The organism is Streptomyces sp. NPDC048277, from assembly GCF_040652235.1.
In the GTDB taxonomy this organism is placed as follows: Bacteria; Actinomycetota; Actinomycetes; order Streptomycetales; family Streptomycetaceae; genus Streptomyces.
This window is the reverse complement of record NZ_JBEZLQ010000002.1, coordinates 296,550-312,941: the sequence shown is the minus strand read 5'-3', so window position 1 is coordinate 312,941 and position 16,392 is coordinate 296,550. Positions and strand designations below refer to the sequence as shown.

Genomic DNA, 16,392 nt, shown 5'->3' with positions numbered 1-16,392 from the left:
ACTCGATCTTCGGCGTGGCGTTTCGGGGCCTCGCTCTCCGACAATCCCTGTCACAGACGGTAATTATCCGAAATGCGTCTGTTGTCAGCCTATGTGAATCTGAATTCGGCCCCTAGATCCCCCACAGGAGGCAGATCACCATGGCCAAGAACAAGAACCGCAAGCAGGGTGGCTCCGACAAACGCGCTTCGCAGGCCGAGCAGGCCCAGGAGCACGCGCAGCGTTCGTCGACGGAGTCCCACGACTCGCCGGTGTCGCACATCCAGGGCAGCCCGGCGGACGTTGCTCGTAAGCAGCAGAAGCGCTTCGGCCACAACTGATCGGACTCGGCAGGTCCGACAGGGCTGTTGAAGCCCGGGCACACAGAAGGGGCGCACCCGATGCGGGTGCGCCCCTTCCGCGCGCGTGCGGCCGGGTCCGCTCAGCCGGCCAGGCAGGACGGGCCGAGCAGCACCTTCAGATCGCCGAACAGGGCCGGGTCCGGCTTGACCCGGTGCCGGTCGAGGCGCAGCACGGTGGTCTTGGTCGGGCCCTGGAGCTTGATCCGGACCTCGCTGTCGCCCTTGTGGTGGCTGAGGATCTCGCCGAGGCGGCTGACCATCGGCGGGGTGACCCGGGTGGCCGGGATGGTGAGGATCACGGGCGCGTTGGTGCCGGCGTTGGAGAGGTCCGGGACGGCCAGTTCCATGGCGACGAGCCGGGGCACGTCCTCGCGCTTGTCGAGGCGGCCCTTGACGAACACCACCGCGTCCTCGACGAGTTGGGTCGAGATGAGCTGGTAAGTCGCCGGGAAGAACATGCACTCGATGGAGCCCGCGAGGTCCTCCACGGTGGCGATCGCCCAGGCGTTGCCCTGCTTGGTCATCTTGCGCTGGAGACCGGAGATGATGCCGCCGATGGTGACCACCGCGCCGTCGGCGTGCTCGCCGCCGGTGAGCTGGGCGATGCCCGCGTCGGCCTTGTCGGAGAGCACGTGCTCCAGGCCGAAGAGCGGGTGGTCGGAGACGTACAGACCGAGCATCTCCCGCTCCTGGGCGAGCAGATAGGTCTTGTCCCACTCCTCGTCGGTGAACTGCACGTCGAGTCCGAAGCCGGGCTCGCTGCTCTCCTCCTCGCCCATCCCGCCGAAGAGGTCGAACTGGCCCTCGGCCTCCTTGCGCTTGACCGCGACCACGTTGTCGATCATCGGCTCGTACTGCGCGGTGAGGCCCTTGCGGGTGTGCCCCATGGTGTCGAAGGCGCCGGCCTTGATCAGCGATTCCGTGGTGCGCTTGTTGCAGGCGACCGCCTCGACCTTGTCGAGGTAGTCGGGGAAGGAGGCGTACTTGCCCTTGGCCTTGCGGCTCTTGATGATCGACTCGACCACGTTGGTACCGACGTTGCGCACGGCTTCGAGGCCGAACAGGATCACGTCGTCACCCTGGGCCGCGAAGTTGTGCACCGACTCGTTGACGTTCGGCGGGAGCACCTTGATGCGCATGCGGCGGCACTCGTTGAGGTAGACGGCCGACTTGTCCTTGTCGTCCTTGACCGAGGTGAGCAGTCCGGCCATGTACTCGGCGGGGTGGTTCGCCTTCAGGTAGGCGGTCCAGTACGAGACCAGGCCGTACGCGGCGGAGTGCGCCTTGTTGAAGGCGTAGCCGGCGAAGGGGACCAGCACGTCCCACAGGGCCTGGATCGCCTCGTCGCTGTAGCCGTTCTTCTGGGCGCCGGCCTGGAAGATGGTGAAGTTCTTGGCCAGTTCGTCGGGCTTCTTCTTGCCCATCACGCGGCGCAGGATGTCGGCCTCGCCGAGCGAGTACCCGGCGATGATCTGGGCGGCCTTCTGCACCTGCTCCTGGTAGACGATCAGGCCGTAGGTGACGGCCAGGACCTCTTCCAGGGGCTCCTCCAGCTCCTTGTGGATCGGGGTGATCTCCTGGAGCTTGTTCTTGCGCAGCGCGTAGTTGGTGTGCGAGTCCATGCCCATCGGGCCGGGGCGGTACAGCGCCGACACGGCGGAGATGTCTTCGAAGTTGTCGGGCTTCATCAGGCGCAGCAGGGAGCGCATGGGGCCGCCGTCGAACTGGAAGACACCCAGGGTGTCGCCGCGCTGGAGGAGTTCGAAGGTCTTCGGGTCGTCGAGCGGCAGGGCCAGCAGGTCGAGGTCGATGCCCTTGTTGGACTTCACCATCTTGACGGCGTCGTCCATGATCGTCAGGTTGCGCAGGCCCAGGAAGTCCATCTTCAGCAGGCCGAGCGACTCGCACTGCGGGTAGTCCCACTGCGTGATGGTCACGCCGTCGGTGTGCCGCACCCAGATCGGGGCGTGGTCGACGATGGGCTCGCTGGACATGATCACGCCGGCCGCGTGCACGCCCATCTGCCGGACCAGGCCCTCGACGCCCTTCGCGGTGTCGATGACCTTCTTGACGTCCGGCTCGTTCTCGTACATCCCGCGGATCTCGCCGGCCTCGTTGTACCGGGGGTGCGAGGGGTTGGTGATGCCGTCGAGGTCGATGCCCTTGCCGAGGACGTCGGCGGGCATCGCCTTGGTGAGGCGGTCGCCCATCGCGTACGGGTAGCCCAGCACGCGCGCGGAGTCCTTGATGGCGTTCTTGGCCTTGATCTTGCCGTAGGTGCCGATCATGGCGACCTTGTCGGCGCCGTACTTCTCGGTCACGTACCTGATCACCTCGACGCGCCGACGCTCGTCGAAGTCGATGTCGACGTCGGGCATGGAGACGCGCTCGGGGTTGAGGAACCGCTCGAAGATCAGGCCGTGCGGGATCGGGTCGAGGTCGGTGATGCCCATGGCGTAGGCGACGATCGAGCCGGCCGCGGAGCCTCGGCCGGGGCCGACCGCGATGCCGTTCTTCTTGGCCCACATGATGAAGTCGGCGACCACGAGGAAGTAGCCCGGGAACCCCATCTGGATGATGACGTCCATCTCGTACTCGACCTGCTTCTGCCGGTCGTCCGGGACACCGCCGGGGAAGCGGCGGTCCATGCCCCGGCGGACCTCCTCCTTGAACCAGGTGATCTCGGTGAAGCCGTCGGGGATGTCGAACTTCGGCATGAGGTTCTTGGCCTCGAACATGCCGGTGGTGTCGACCATCTCGGCGACCAGGAGGGTGTTGGCGCAGCCCTCCTGCCAGGCGTCCGAGGAGTCGACGGCGTACATCTCGTCCGTGGACTTCAGGTAGTAGCCGGTGCCGTCGAACTTGAAGCGGTCCGGGTCGGAGAGGTTCTTGCCGGTCTGGATGCACAGCAGGGCGTCGTGGGCGGTCGCCTCGTGCGCGTAGGTGTAGTGCGAGTCGTTCGTCACCAGCGGCGGGATGCCGAGCTTCTTGCCGATCTCCAGGAGGCCGTCGCGGACCCGGTGCTCGATCTCGATGCCGTGGTCCATCAGCTCCAGGAAGTAGCGGTCCTTGCCGAAGATGTCCTGGTAGTCGGCGGCCGCCTTCAGGGCCTCGTCGTACTGGCCGAGACGCAGCCGGGTCTGGAGCTCGCCGGAGGGGCAGCCGGTGGAGGCCACGATCCCCTCGGACCACTGGGAGATCGTCTCCTTGTCCATCCGGGGCCACTTCTGCAGCCAGCCCTCGGCGTACGCGTCCGAGGAGAGCCGGAAGAGGTTGTGCAGGCCCGTGCTGTTCACGGCCCACATCGTCTTGTGGGTGTAACCGCCGGAACCGGAGACGTCGTCCCGCTTCTGGTGCGGCTGGCCCCACTGGACCTTGCGCTTGTTGCGCCGGGACTCGGGGGCGACATACGCCTCGATCCCGATGATCGGGGTGACCCCGGCCTTCTTCGCGGTGTGGAAGAAGTCGTACGCCCCGTGCAGGTTGCCGTGGTCGGACATGGCGATGTGCGTCATGCCCATCTCGTTGCAGGCGTTGAACATGTCCTTGAGCCGCGCGGCACCGTCCAGCAGCGAGTACTGGGTGTGGACGTGCAGGTGCGTGAAGGGCGGCTTTGACACGGTTTCGGCCTCCAAAGGAAACAGGCGTCGACGATCTTCCGACCGGCTGCGGACAGTCTGGGGGACAGCCTCGAATCCTATGCCCTGGCACTGACACCCCGCGGGCCGCCCCGCGTACCTTCGTGCGAGGAAATCGGGCACTCCCCGGGCACTCCCGCGGACCTTCGCACGTTGGTCCGGGCGAGAGATCGCGGTGAGAGAACCGGCAAGATCCAGTAAAGGGCCGGTAAGAGATCCGCCCCACATGTCAGGCACCACCCGTACCAGGAGGCACCCAGCGATGTCGGTCCCCCAGCTCAACGACGAGCAGCGCGGCGAGGAGATCCTCGCCGTCTTCGACACCGCCTTCGGCGAGCTCCTGGCCGCCGACCCGGCCGCGTTCCGCGTGAAGTTCCGGAAGATGGCGGCCTCCGCGTTCGCCTTCTACCGGGGCACGGCGGGGCTCTTCTACCACGACCTCGACGCAGAGAAGCGGGGCGGCCCGTACCTGGACGAGCGCACCTCGCGCGTGTGGATCCACGGCGACCTCCACGCGGAGAACTTCGGCACGTACATGGACTCCAACGGCCGCCTGGTCTTCAACGTCAACGACTTCGACGAGGCCTACGTCGGCCCCTTCACCTGGGACCTGAAGCGCTTCTCCGCCTCCATCGCCCTGGTCGGGTACGCGAAGGCGCTCAGCGACGAGCAGATCACCGAGCTGGTGGAGGTGTACGCGGGCGCGTACCGCGAGCGCATCCACGCGCTGGCGACGGGCGCCAAGAGCGACGAGGTGCCGCCGTTCACCCTGGACACCGCCGAGGGCCCGCTGCTCGGCGCGCTGCGCGCGGCCCGCTCGCTGACCCGTTTCGAGCTGCTGGACTCGATGACGGAGATCCGCGACTACGAGCGCCGCTTCGCCTCCGGCGGCGGTTCGATCGAGCTGGACGCGGCGACCCGCTACAAGGTGCTGGCGGCCTTCGACGGCTACCTGGAGACCCTTCCGGAGTCGTCGCTGTCCCGGCCGGACTCCTACCGGGTGAAGGACGTGGTCGGCCGCCGTGGCATCGGCATCGGCTCGGCCGGCCTGCCGTCGTACAACATCCTCCTGGAGGGCTCCACGGACGCCCTGGAGAACGACGTGGTGATCTACATCAAGCAGGCCCAGACCCCGGCCGTCTCCCGGCACATCACGGACCCGGCGATCCGGGACTACTTCCAGCACGAGGGCCACCGCACGGTGATCTCCCAGCGCGCGCTGCAGGCCCATGCGGACCCGTGGCTGGGCTGGACCGAGCTGGGCGGCGCGGGGCAGCTGGTCGCCGAGGTGTCGCCGTACGCGGTGGACCTGGACTGGAGCGACCTCGACGACCCCGAGGAGATCGCGGCGGTCGTCGCGGACCTGGGCCGGGCCACGGCGTCGATGCACTCGGCGGCCGACGACCAGTCCGGCGAGTCCCTGGTGCCGTTCTCCACCGAGCGGGCCATCGACGCGGCGATCGCGGCCGACGAGGACGGCTTCGCGCCCCTGCTCACCGACTTCGCGCACAGCTACGGCGCACGCGCGCGTGCCGACCACCAGATCTTCGTCGACCTGTTCCGCAACGGCCGCATTCCAGGGCTGTAACCTTCGCGGATTCACAGGGCCCTTTTAGGGGTCCCCTACATAAGTACGTGACAGACTCTCCACCACCATGGACATATCCGGGACCCAGCTCAGAGCCGTGCGCGCGGCGCTGTTCACGGCCTTCGTCGTGACGCTCAGCACCGCGTCGCACATACTGCTGTCCCGGGCCCCGCTGCCGTTCACGACGGTGGCCGCGGTCGCCGCCGGCGTGTTCGTCACGGCATACGCGCTGGCGGGCCGCGAGCGCGGCTTCGGCCGGATCGCGGCCCTGCTGGTCCCGCTGGAACTGGCCGCCGACACGGTCTTCACCACCGGCCAGCACGCCTGCTACGGCCGGGCGGGCGGTCCCATCGCCGGCCCGCTGCGCGCGGTCGGCTTCGACGTCCTCTGCCACGGCGGCGCCGTCGGCAGCCCGCTGGCCCAGATGGCGGGCGGCTCCCGCGCCTCCGCGGTCCTCGCGCACGCCGACCCGGCCGCCGCCTGGCTGCTGCTCGCCGCGCACGTCGGCGTCGGCCTGCTCGCCGCCGCCTGGCTGCGCCGCGGCGAGCGCGCCCTGACCCAGTTGCTGCGCGCGGTCGCCGCCACCACCTTCCGCCCGCTGCTCCTCGCGGTCGCCGCGGGCGCGGTCCGGCTGGCTCCGGTACGACGGCTGCCCCGCCCGGCGCCGCGTACGGCCGCCGCCCGCGACCTGGTCCTCGTGCACTCCCTGGGACGGCGTGGACCGCCGTGCTCCCGGGCGCTCGCCCTGCCCTTCGCCGTCGCCTGAGCGCCCCCCTCCCCGCCGAGCACACCCTCGTCCGAGCACGACGAGTCCCCCACACGTATCCCGCGTACGACATGTGCGCGTCCCCTATGGAGATCACCACCATGAGCAAGCGGAACAGCGCGGCTGCCAAGAACGCGGCCCGGGAACGGCTGCGCGCCGAGCGCGAGAAGCAGGCCAAGCGCGCCAAGGTCAAGCGGCAGGTCATCGTGGCCTGCTCGGTCGTGGCCGTGCTGGCCGCGGCGGGCGGCATAGGCTACGCCGTCGTCCAGGCCAACAAGCCGGGCTACTGGGAGGCCGAGAAGGACGCCAAGGTCGTCGCCCCGGCCAACACGACGGGCACGAACGGCACCACGGTCGTCATCGGCAAGTCCACCGCCCCGAAGACCCTGAAGGTCTACGAGGACCCGCGCTGCCCGATCTGCGCCCAGTTCGAGCAAACCGTCGGTTCGACGGTGAAGAAGGACATCGACGACGGCAAGTTCAAGATCCAGTACATCGGCGGCACCTTCCTCGACGGCGACGCGCTCGGCAAGGGCACGATCGGCTCCCGCGGCGAGGGCTCCAAGAACGCGATGAGCGCCATGGGCGCCGCGCTGAACGTCAGCGACGAGGCGTTCCTCGAGTACAAGACCGCGCTGTACTCGAAGAAGTGGCACCCGGACGAGACCACCGACAAGTTCAAGAACGACAGCTACCTCATCGAGGTCGCCGACACCGTCCCGGCCCTGAAGAACAACAAGTCCTTCCAGGCCGATGTGAAGTCCGGCAAGTACGACGCCTGGGCGCTGGCCATGTCGAAGACCTTCGACACCAACAAGGACGGCGTGACGGGCACCCCGAGCTTCGTCATGAACGGCAAGATGCTGACGACCGACTCCAACGGCAACCCGCCGATGACGGTCGCGGACTTCACCTCCCTGGTGGACGCGGCGCTGAAGGCGTGACCCGCGTCCCTGTGCACAGGGACCGGACCACCTCCACGTGAAGAGCAGGCGAACTTTCCCTGGTTCGCCTGCTCTTGTTCATACTGGTCAGTAACCTGAGCGGTCGTGACCAGTCGATACCGATCAACTCAGGCCTCCGAGGGTGCCAACTCCCTCTCCCCCCGCCGCCGTACGGTCGTCAAGGCCGCGGCGGCGACCGCTGTCCTGGCCGCTCCGCTCGCCGCCGCCCTGCCGGCCCGGGCCGCCTCGGACGCCCCCGCCTTCCTGCACGGCATCGCCTCCGGCGACCCGCTGCCCGACGGCGTCCTGCTCTGGACCCGTGTGACGCCGACCGCCGACGCCGTACCCGGCTCCGGTCTCGGCCCGGACACCGAGGTCAGCTGGACCGTCGCCACCGACAAGGCGCTGACGAACGTCGTCTCGCGCGGCTCGATCACCGCGACCGCCGCCTCCGACCACACCGTCAAGGCGGACATCCGCGGTCTGTCCCCGGCCACCGACTACTGGTTCCGCTTCTCGGCCGGCGGCACGGACTCCCCGGTGGCGCGCACCCGCACCGCCCCGGCGGCCGACGCCACCGTCTCCGGCCTGCGCTTCGGCGTCGTCACCTGCGCCAACTGGGAGGCCGGCTACTTCGCCTCGTACCGCCATCTGGCCGCCCGGAACGACCTGGACGCGTGGCTGCACCTGGGCGACTACATCTACGAGTACGGCACCGGCGAGTACGGCACCCGTGACACCGTCGTACGGGAGCACGCGCCCACCCACGAGATCATCACGCTCGCCGACTACCGCATACGGCACGGCAAGTACAAGACCGACACCGACCTGCAGGCCCTGCACGCCAAGGCGCCGGTCATCGCGATCTGGGACGACCACGAGTTCGCCAACGACTCCTGGTCCGGCGGCGCCGAGAACCACACCGAGGGCGCCGAGGGCACCTGGACGGCCCGTCAGGCGGCCGCCAAGCAGGCCTACTTCGAGTGGATGCCGGTCCGCCCCGCCATCGCCGGCACCACCTACCGCCGGCTGCGCTTCGGCAAGCTCGCCGACCTCTCCCTGCTCGACCTGCGCTCCTTCCGCTCGCAGCAGGTCTCCGCGGGCAGCGGCTCGGTCGACGACCCGGACCGCACCATCACCGGCCGCGCCCAGCTCGACTGGCTGAAGGCCGGGCTGAAGGCCTCCGACACCACCTGGCGGCTGGTCGGCAACTCGGTGATGATCTCCCCGTTCGCCATCGGCTCCCTCGGCGCCGACCTGCTCAAGCCGCTCGCCAAGCTGCTCGGCCTGCCCCAGGACGGCCTCGCCCTCAACACCGACCAGTGGGACGGCTACACCGACGACCGCCGCGAGCTGCTGGCCCACCTGCGCTCGAACGCGATCACCAACACGGTGTTCCTGACCGGCGACATCCACATGTCCTGGGCCAACGACGTGCCGGTGGACGCCGGGACCTACCCGCTGTCCGCCTCGGCCGCCACCGAGTTCGTGATCACCTCGGTGACCTCCGACAACCTGGACGACATCCTCAAGGTCTCCCCGGGCGTCGTCTCCACCGTCGCCGCGCCGATCATCCAGCTGGCCAACCGGCACGTGCACTGGGTCGACACCGACCGGCACGGCTACGGCGTCCTGGACATCACCGCCGACCGCGCGCAGATGGACTACTACGTCCTCTCCGACAAGACGAAGGCCGACGCGACCTCGTCCTGGGAGCGCTCGTACCGCACCCGCAGCGGCACGCAGAAGGTCGAGCGCACCTACGACCCGGTGTGACCCTCACCCGCACCGTGCCGTAGCCGTCGCCTACAGCGAGTCGAGGAAGCCGAGCGCCACCCGCCAGGTGGCCTCGGCGGCCTCCTCGTCGTAGTCCGGCAGCCCCGGGTCGGTGTAGAGGTGACCGGCGCCCGCGTACCGGTAGATCTCCACATCGGCCCCGGCCCGGCCCATCTGCAGATACCAGGCGCTCAGCCAGTCGTCCGTCTCGAAGGCGTCCGGCTCGGCCACGTGCAGCTGCACCGGAAGGTCGTCCACCGCGGCATTCGGCGCGATGTCCGACGTGCCGTGCAGAAGCAGCAGCCCACGCGCCCGCTCGTCGCCCAGCGCCAGCGTCTGCACGATGGACGCGCCCAGCGAGAACCCCGCGTACACCAGCCCGCGCTCCGAGTACGGCGCCGCCGCCAGCACGGCCCGCTTCAGCAGTTCGTCCTTGCCGATCGACTCGTTGAACTCCATGCCCTCCTCCACCGTGTCGAACGTGCGCCCCTCGAAGAGGTCCGGCGTCCACACCCCGTGCCCCGCAGCACGCAGCCGGTCCGCGGCCTCGCGCACCGCGGGCCTGAGGCCATAGGTCGAATGAAAGAGCATGATGTTCATGCGCCCATGGTGCCAGTCGGCTCCGACGGCGACCGTCACGCCCTCGTGACCGGGCCCCATGTTCAGGACCCCGCTGGTCCGGTTACGTTCGGAGCCATGGAGATGGAGAACCTGCTCCGCCCGCTGATCGTGGTCGGCGGCGCCGTCGTCCTCACCCTGCTGATCGGCTGGGCGACCGACCTGCTGCTGCGCAAGGCGGACGCGCGGCACACCGAGACGCCCCTGTGGGGCCTGCTGCGCCGCGCCCGCGTCCCCTACCAGCTGGTGCTGTGCGCGGCCCTGCTCAGAGGCTCCTACGCCCAGGCCGCACTGCTCCTGGAGCATCGGGTCGCCGTGGGCCAGATCCTGACCCTGGTGCTGATCGGGTCGGCCGCCTGGCTGGTGGTGCGGATCGCGGCGGCGATCGTCGAGTCCTCGTTCAGCCGCTACGCCCGCGCCCACACCGACGCGGCCCGGGTCCGCCGGGTGCGCACCCAGGTGTCGCTGATCATGCGCGTGGTGGCGGCGATCGTCGGCGTGATGGCCGTGGCGGCGATGCTGCTGACCTTCCCGGCGATGCGGGCGGCCGGCGCCTCGCTGCTGGCCTCCGCCGGAGTCCTCGGCATCGTCGCCGGTGTGGCCGCCCAGTCCACGCTGGCGAACATGTTCGCGGGTCTGCAGATCGCCTTCGGCGACATGGTGCGCCTCGGTGACACGGTCGTGGTCGACGGCGAGTGGGGCACGGTCGAGGAGATCACCCTGACCTTTCTGACGGTACGGACCTGGGACGAGCGCCGGATCACCATGCCGGTGTCGTACTTCACCTCCAAACCCTTCGAGAACTGGTCGCGGGGCACCCCGCAGATGACCGGGGTCGTCCTCTGGCACGTCGACCACTCGGCGCCGATCGAGCTGATGCGCGAGAAGCTCCGGGACATCCTGCGGGAGTGCGCCGCCTGGGACGGGCGGGACCACAGCCTGGTGGTCACCGACGCCACGCCGAACACCATCCAGGTGCGGGCGCTGGTGACCGCCAAGGACGCGGACGACGTCTGGAAGGTCCGGGTGGCCGTCCGCGAACAGATGATCACCTGGCTGACCACCGAGCACCCGTACGCCCTGCCCCGGGTCAACACGGCCGACGCGGTGCTCCCGCCAGGAGGCACAGTGCCCTCCCCCGCCGACGGAACGGCCGCCCGCCGGCTGCACGAACCGCCCCGCACCGGCCGCGTCTGACGCCTGCCCTCACCTCAGCGGCCGCGTTCGGCGCCGCCGTTGACCTGGACGATCTGCGAGGTGAGGTGTCCGGCGGCCGGGGAGGCCAGCCAGTGCAGGGTGGCGGCGACGTCACCGGGTGTCCCGGCCCGCCCGGTCGACGTCTCGGCGACCAGCCGCTCCCGCCGGGCCTCCTCGACCGGGCCGCCGAAGAACTCGGTGTCCTCGACATACCCCGGCGCGACCACGTTCACGGTGACGCCGCGCGGCCCCAACTGCCGGGCCAGGTCGTGGGCGTACGGATGCAGGGCGGCCTTGGAAGCGGCGTAGGAACCGGTCCCCGACCCTCTGAACGCCGCGATGGAACTGAGGAACAGCACCCGCCCGCCCGGGTCGGCGAGCCGGTCCTTCAGCGCCTCCGTGAGCAGCACGGCGGTCAGCGTGTTCTGCCGGAAGTTACCGCTCCAGGTGCGGGCGACGGCGTCGAGCGGATCGCCGGCCTCCGCGTCGGGTGCGAACGCCGCGTTGCCACCGGCGCTGTGGATGAGCACGTCCACGGTCCCGAACTCGTCGGCGACGAACCGCGCGACGCCCCGCACGCCGGCCGGCTCGGTCAGATCGGCGGCATACACGACCGCCCCCGGCACCCCGGCCTTCTCCAGCACCACTCTCCGCCGCCCGAGCAGCAGCACCTGATCCCCGTCGGAGGCGAACACCCGCGCCGCGGCGAGCCCGATCCCCGTTCCTCCACCACTGATCACAATGTTCCGAGCCATGATCCGAGACTACGAGCGACCCGCCGCCCCCGCCTCCGACTGTCCACAGCCGCCATACGTTTGTATGACCACCGCTGCACGCACGACACGATGGAACGGAGCGTGGGGAATCAGCGCAGGCTGCGGACGTCCAGGTGCCGTAGCACCCGGTCCACGATCTCCGGGTCCGCCCCCGGCTCGCTCCGCGCCGCCAGCACCTCGTGGCGCGCCGCGCTCAGCATCTCCGACTGGATCCGCCGCACCCTCCTCAGCCGCCGCATCCGCTTCTCGTGTCCCTCCCGCCGCTCGTCCTCGGCCACATCGGGACTGATCCGGAACCCGATCTCGAAGGCCCGCCGCAGCATCTGCTCCGTCAGGTCCTCCGGCAACTCCTCGACCTGCTCGATCTCCTTCAGCCGCCGCCGCGCCGCCTTCGCCGCCCGTACCGCCAGCTCCTTCTCGAACTCCTTCTCCCGTTCCGTGTCGGCCCGCACCCCCAGGCGTTTCACCAGCCACGGCAGGGTCAGCCCCTGGAGCACCAGCGTCACCATGATCACGCCGAAGGCGATGAAGACGATCTCGTCGCGGTCCGGGAAGGCCGCTCCGGCGTCGGTCTTGAGGGGAATCGCGAGGGCGAGCGCCACCGAGGCCACCCCGCGCATCCCCGACCACCACATCACCACGGTCTCCCGCCAGCTGGTCGGGATCTCCTCGTCGTAGTCCCGCATCGCGTGCAGCCGTTTGGTCAGCCAGGTCGCCGGCAGCAGCCAGAGCAGCCGTACCAGGACGACCACCCCGACGACCGCGGCCGCCCAGCCGAGCATCTCGCCCCAGCGGCCGGCCGCCGTACGGATCGCGTTGTGCAGCTCCAGGCCGATCAGCCCGAACGCCACGCCGGTGACCAGTGTGTCGACGATGTCCCAGAAGGTGTATCCGGCCAACCGGGTCATCACGTCGTCGGCGTCGGTCGCGTACTCGGCGATGAACAGCGCGGTGGTGAGCACGGCGAGCACCCCGGAGCCGTGCAGTTCCTCCGCGACGACGTAGGAGACGTACGGGACGAGCAGGGTCAGCCCGATCTGGAGGGTCGCGTCGCCGAGCACGTCCATCAGCTTGTTCGCGCCCCAGCCGAGCACCAGCCCCACGATGATCGCGACCACGGCGGACAGCAGGAAGTCCAGCCCGGCCCGCCAGGGCGAGAACGTCCCGCTGACCACGGCGGCGATCGCCACGTGGTACAGGACGATGGCCGTGACGTCGTTGAAGAGGCCCTCGCCCTCCAGGATCGACACCAGGCGGCGCGGCAGCCCGAGCTGCCCGGCGACGGCGGTCGCGGCGACCGGGTCGGGCGGGGCGACCAGCGCGCCCAGCGCCACGGCCGCCGCGATCGACAGCCCGGGCACGATCGCGTTGGCGACGGCGGCCACGCACACCGTGGTGACGAACACCAGGGCCACGGCGAGCAGGAAGATCGGCCGTTTGTTGGCGGCGAACTGCCGCCAGGAGGTCCGCCGTACGGCGGCGTAGAGCAGCGGCGGCAGCAGGCCCGGCAGGATCAGCTCGGGCGGGATGTTCACGTTCGGGACGAAGTCGGCCAGCGCCAGGGCGATCCCGAACAACGTCATCAGCACGGGCGCGGGCAGTCCGAACCGGTCCCCCACCGGGACGCTGACCAGGGCCCCGAGCAGCAGCACGAACAACAGGGCCAACTGATCCACGGCCAGCGCTCCGGGAGTCGACGATCACACAGCAGGCCTCAAGCGTGCCATGCGACCCCGGTCAGAGCGCGCGTCGCATCCCCCGGTGCGGGATGCCCGCCTCCTCGTACTCCGGGCCGTACGGCTGGTAGCCCAGCCGCTCGTAGAAGCCCAGGGCCTGGGTCTGCGCGTGCAGGTCCACGGCGGTCAGGCCACGCGCGCGTGCGGCGTCCTCGATCGCCCGGACCAGGGCGACGCCGACGCCCAGCCCACGGGCCTCCTGGGAGACCGCGAGCCGGCCCAGGGAGCCGAGGGAGAGGTCTCCGTCGGTCTTCTCCGCGGCCGTCTCGCCGTACAGCAGCCGGCCGGTGCCGAGCGGTACGCCGTCCTCACGGACGGCCAGGACGTGCACGGCCACGGCGTCGTACTCGTCGTACTCCAGGTCCTCGGGAACGCCCTGTTCGACGACGAAGACCTGCTTGCGCACGGCGAAGCACGCCTCCAGGTCGGCCGGGTCCCCGGCGACCCGCACCTCGTACGCGCGCGTGCTCATCCGTAGGTCTCCTCGCGGACCTGTTCCAGTGCCTTCTGCAGGTCGGCCGGGTAGTCGCTGGCGAACTCGACCCACTCGCCGTCCCCGGGGTGCTCGAAGCCGAGGCGGACCGCGTGCAGCCACTGGCGGGTCAGGTGCAGCCGCTTGGCGAGCGTCGGGTCGGCGCCGTAGGTCAGGTCGCCGACGCAGGGGTGACGGTGGGCGGCCATGTGGACGCGGATCTGGTGGGTGCGCCCGGTCTCCAGCTTCACGTCCAGCAGGGAGGCCGCGCGGAACGCCTCGATGAGGTCGTAGTGGGTCACGGAGGGCTTGCCGTCGGCCGTGACCGCCCACTTGTAGTCGTGCTGGGGGTGGCGGCCGATGGGGGCGTCGATGGTGCCGCTGGTCGGGTCGGGGTGGCCCTGCACGAGCGTGTGGTAGCGCTTGTCGACCGTGCGCTCCTTGAACTGGCGCTTCAGCGACGTGTACGCCCGCTCCGACTTGGCGACCGCCATCAGGCCGGAGGTGCCCACGTCGAGGCGGTGCACGATGCCCTGGCGCTCGGCGGCGCCGGAGGTGGAGATCCGGTAGCCGGCGGCGGCGAGGCCGCCGATGACGGTCGGGCCGGTCCAGCCCGGGGAGGGGTGTGCGGCCACGCCGACCGGCTTGACGATCACGACCACGTCATCGTCGTCGTGCACGATCTCCATGCCCTCGACGGGCTCCGCGACGATCTGCACGGGCGCGGGCGCCCCCGGCATCTCGACCTCCAGCCAGGCCCCGCCGTGCACCCGCTCGGACTTGCCGACCACCGAGCCGTCCACCTGGACCTTGCCCGCCGCGGCCAGCTCGGCCGCCTTGGTGCGGGAGAAGCCGAACATGCGGGAGATGGCGGCGTCGACGCGCTCGCCCTCCAGGCCGTCGGGCACGGGCAGGGTACGGATCTCGGGAATCGTGCTCACCCGTCGAGTATGCCGGACACCACCGACAGCCCCGTACGCAAGCCCCTGGGGCCTCGGTAGCGGACCGTCAGTCCTTGTGGACGGTCCCGTCCGGGTCCAGGCCGCGGAAGGAGAGCAGCACGATCAGGATGCCGCCGCAGACGATCGCCGAGTCGGCCAGGTTGAACACCGCGAATCCCTTGGGCGCGATGAAGTCGACGACCTGGCCCTCGAAGATCCCCGGCGAGCGGAAGATCCGGTCGGTGAGGTTGCCGAGGGCGCCGCCGAGCAGCAGGCCGAGGGCGACCGCCCAGGGGAAGCTGTAGAGCTTGCGGGCGAGGCGGAAGATCACGACGATGACGGCCGCCGCGATCACGGTGAAGATGATCGTGAAGGCGCCGCCGAAGCCGAAGGCCGCGCCCGGGTTGCGGATCGCGTGGAACTCCAGCCAGTCGCCGACGACCTGGATCGGCGCGTGGTGCTCCAGCTTCGCGACCACGATCATCTTGCTGACCAGGTCGAGGGCGTAGGCGAAGGCGGCCACCGCGAACAGCACGGCGATCCGGCGCCCGCGCCCGGGCCGCCGCTGGTCCGGGGCCGGCTGCTGATCCGCACCGGACGCGCCGGGCGTCGCCGTCCGCTCGCCGCCGTCGTCCGGGGTGCCCGGCATACCGATGATGCGCTCCGCCTCTGCCACGTGAGTCCCTCAACCTTAGGTGCCTGACTGAGGACGAGACTACGGCACGCCTCGTGCGACCCCGGTGCTCAGTAGCGGCGTTCCTGCTTCTGCTTGCACTCGACGCACAGGGTCGCCCTGGGGAAGGCCTGCATCCGGGCCTTGCCGATGGGGTTCCCGCAGTTCTCGCAGAGGCCGTAGGTGCCCGCGTCGAGCTTCTGCAGGGCGCGCTCGGTCTGTTCGAGCATCTCGCGCGCGTTGGCGGCCAGCGCCAGTTCGTGCTCGCGCGTGATGTTCTTGGTTCCGGTGTCGGCCTGGTCGTCACCGGCGCCGTCCCCGGAGTCCCGCATCAGGCCCGCCAGGGCGCTTTCGGAGGCCTCGATCTCGGCGCGCAGCCGCATCGCCTCGGTCGTCAGCTCGGTGCGCGCCTCCACGACCTCCTGGGGCGTCCACGGGTCCTCGCCCGGACGCACCGCGAGCTCGCCCGGAGCCGCCGTGGCCACCCGCGCCTTGGGGACGGCGCTCTCCGCCGCCGCCGTGGCCGTGCCAGGAGTCTTCTTCGCAACCACCGTCGTGGCTCCCGTCTGCTTCGCGGCCCGCGCCGCGCCCGCTTTCTTGGCCGTGCTCTTCTTGGCCGTGCTCTTCGCCGCCGCGGTCTTCGTCGCCGCGGTCCTGGACGCGCTCTTCCCCGACTTCTCCACGGCGTCCTTCGCCGCGGCGGCCGTCTTCTTCACCGGCGTCTTCTTTGCGGCCGCTTTCTTGGCGGCACCCTTCTCACCTGGCGTTTTCTCGGCAGTAGCCGCCGCTCTCGCGTGCGTGCCCCGTTTTCCGCCGCCCCCTTCGGTGTCACCGCCGGAGGCCACCAAGCCCCGGGAACGGCCGGACGCCGACTGCTGTACGGCGGTCTTCTTCACCACCATGGCCGCGGCCCCTTCACATATTGT

14 protein-coding genes are annotated in these 16,392 nt (G+C 70.0%); 6 read left to right on the top strand and 8 right to left on the bottom strand.

What is annotated here, in order from left to right; all coding sequences use genetic code 11:
• Nucleotides 1–140 precede the first annotated feature (140 nt).
• Nucleotides 141–320, top strand: coding sequence for a hypothetical protein (locus AB0D85_RS06075; RefSeq protein WP_362314283.1), 180 nt, complete (start codon nucleotides 141–143; stop codon nucleotides 318–320).
• 101 nt (nucleotides 321–421) lie between these two features.
• Here the strand turns inward: AB0D85_RS06075 and dnaE are convergent, their stop codons facing one another.
• Nucleotides 422–3,961, bottom strand: coding sequence for a DNA polymerase III subunit alpha (dnaE, locus tag AB0D85_RS06070; RefSeq protein WP_362314280.1), 3,540 nt, complete (start codon nucleotides 3,959–3,961; stop codon nucleotides 422–424).
• Between the two features lie 280 nt (nucleotides 3,962–4,241).
• Here dnaE and AB0D85_RS06065 point away from each other — a divergent pair, with 280 nt between their 5' ends.
• From AB0D85_RS06065 to AB0D85_RS06050, 4 genes are all read left to right on the top strand, one after another.
• Nucleotides 4,242–5,567 (top strand): DUF2252 domain-containing protein, encoded by a 1,326-nt coding sequence (locus AB0D85_RS06065; RefSeq protein ID WP_362314277.1) that lies wholly within the window; start codon nucleotides 4,242–4,244, stop codon nucleotides 5,565–5,567.
• A gap of 67 nt (nucleotides 5,568–5,634) precedes the next feature.
• On the top strand, nucleotides 5,635–6,333 hold the full coding sequence (locus AB0D85_RS06060) for a hypothetical protein (protein ID WP_362314274.1): 699 nt from the start codon (nucleotides 5,635–5,637) through the stop codon (nucleotides 6,331–6,333).
• Nucleotides 6,334–6,434: 101 nt separating this feature from the next.
• Nucleotides 6,435–7,277: a thioredoxin domain-containing protein gene (locus AB0D85_RS06055; protein ID WP_362314271.1), complete on the top strand. Its 843-nt coding sequence runs from the start codon at nucleotides 6,435–6,437 to the stop codon at nucleotides 7,275–7,277.
• Between the two features lie 105 nt (nucleotides 7,278–7,382).
• Nucleotides 7,383–9,053 (top strand): alkaline phosphatase D family protein, encoded by a 1,671-nt coding sequence (locus AB0D85_RS06050; protein WP_362314268.1) that lies wholly within the window; start codon nucleotides 7,383–7,385, stop codon nucleotides 9,051–9,053.
• 30 nt (nucleotides 9,054–9,083) lie between these two features.
• Here the strand turns inward: AB0D85_RS06050 and AB0D85_RS06045 are convergent, their stop codons facing one another.
• Nucleotides 9,084–9,653 carry a dienelactone hydrolase family protein gene (locus tag AB0D85_RS06045; RefSeq protein WP_362314265.1) on the bottom strand — a complete coding sequence of 190 codons (570 nt, stop codon included), beginning with the start codon at nucleotides 9,651–9,653 and terminating at the stop codon, nucleotides 9,084–9,086.
• Nucleotides 9,654–9,755: 102 nt separating this feature from the next.
• Between AB0D85_RS06045 and AB0D85_RS06040 the strand changes: the two genes are divergently transcribed.
• Nucleotides 9,756–10,868: a mechanosensitive ion channel domain-containing protein gene (locus tag AB0D85_RS06040; protein WP_362315189.1), complete on the top strand. Its 1,113-nt coding sequence runs from the start codon at nucleotides 9,756–9,758 to the stop codon at nucleotides 10,866–10,868.
• 14 nt (nucleotides 10,869–10,882) lie between these two features.
• Here the strand turns inward: AB0D85_RS06040 and AB0D85_RS06035 are convergent, their stop codons facing one another.
• From AB0D85_RS06035 to AB0D85_RS06010, 6 genes are all read right to left on the bottom strand, one after another.
• On the bottom strand, nucleotides 10,883–11,623 hold the full coding sequence (locus AB0D85_RS06035) for an SDR family oxidoreductase (protein WP_362314262.1): 741 nt from the start codon (nucleotides 11,621–11,623) through the stop codon (nucleotides 10,883–10,885).
• 110 nt (nucleotides 11,624–11,733) lie between these two features.
• Complete coding sequence (locus AB0D85_RS06030) at nucleotides 11,734–13,320, bottom strand: Na+/H+ antiporter (protein WP_362314259.1); 1,587 nt, start codon at nucleotides 13,318–13,320, stop codon at nucleotides 11,734–11,736.
• Between the two features lie 61 nt (nucleotides 13,321–13,381).
• Entirely contained in the window at nucleotides 13,382–13,852 is a 471-nt protein-coding gene (locus AB0D85_RS06025; RefSeq protein ID WP_362314256.1) for a GNAT family N-acetyltransferase, read from the bottom strand.
• The gene (locus tag AB0D85_RS06020; RefSeq protein WP_362314253.1) at nucleotides 13,849–14,793 is read right to left on the bottom strand and encodes an RluA family pseudouridine synthase; all 945 of its coding nucleotides are present in this window, start codon (nucleotides 14,791–14,793) and stop codon (nucleotides 13,849–13,851) included. Before AB0D85_RS06020 ends, AB0D85_RS06025 begins: the two co-directional genes overlap by 4 nt.
• Nucleotides 14,794–14,860: 67 nt before the next feature.
• Nucleotides 14,861–15,469: a signal peptidase II gene (gene lspA, locus AB0D85_RS06015; RefSeq protein WP_362314250.1), complete on the bottom strand. Its 609-nt coding sequence runs from the start codon at nucleotides 15,467–15,469 to the stop codon at nucleotides 14,861–14,863.
• Between the two features lie 68 nt (nucleotides 15,470–15,537).
• Entirely contained in the window at nucleotides 15,538–16,368 is an 831-nt protein-coding gene (locus AB0D85_RS06010) for a TraR/DksA family transcriptional regulator (RefSeq protein WP_362314247.1), read from the bottom strand.
• Nucleotides 16,369–16,392 lie beyond the last annotated feature (24 nt).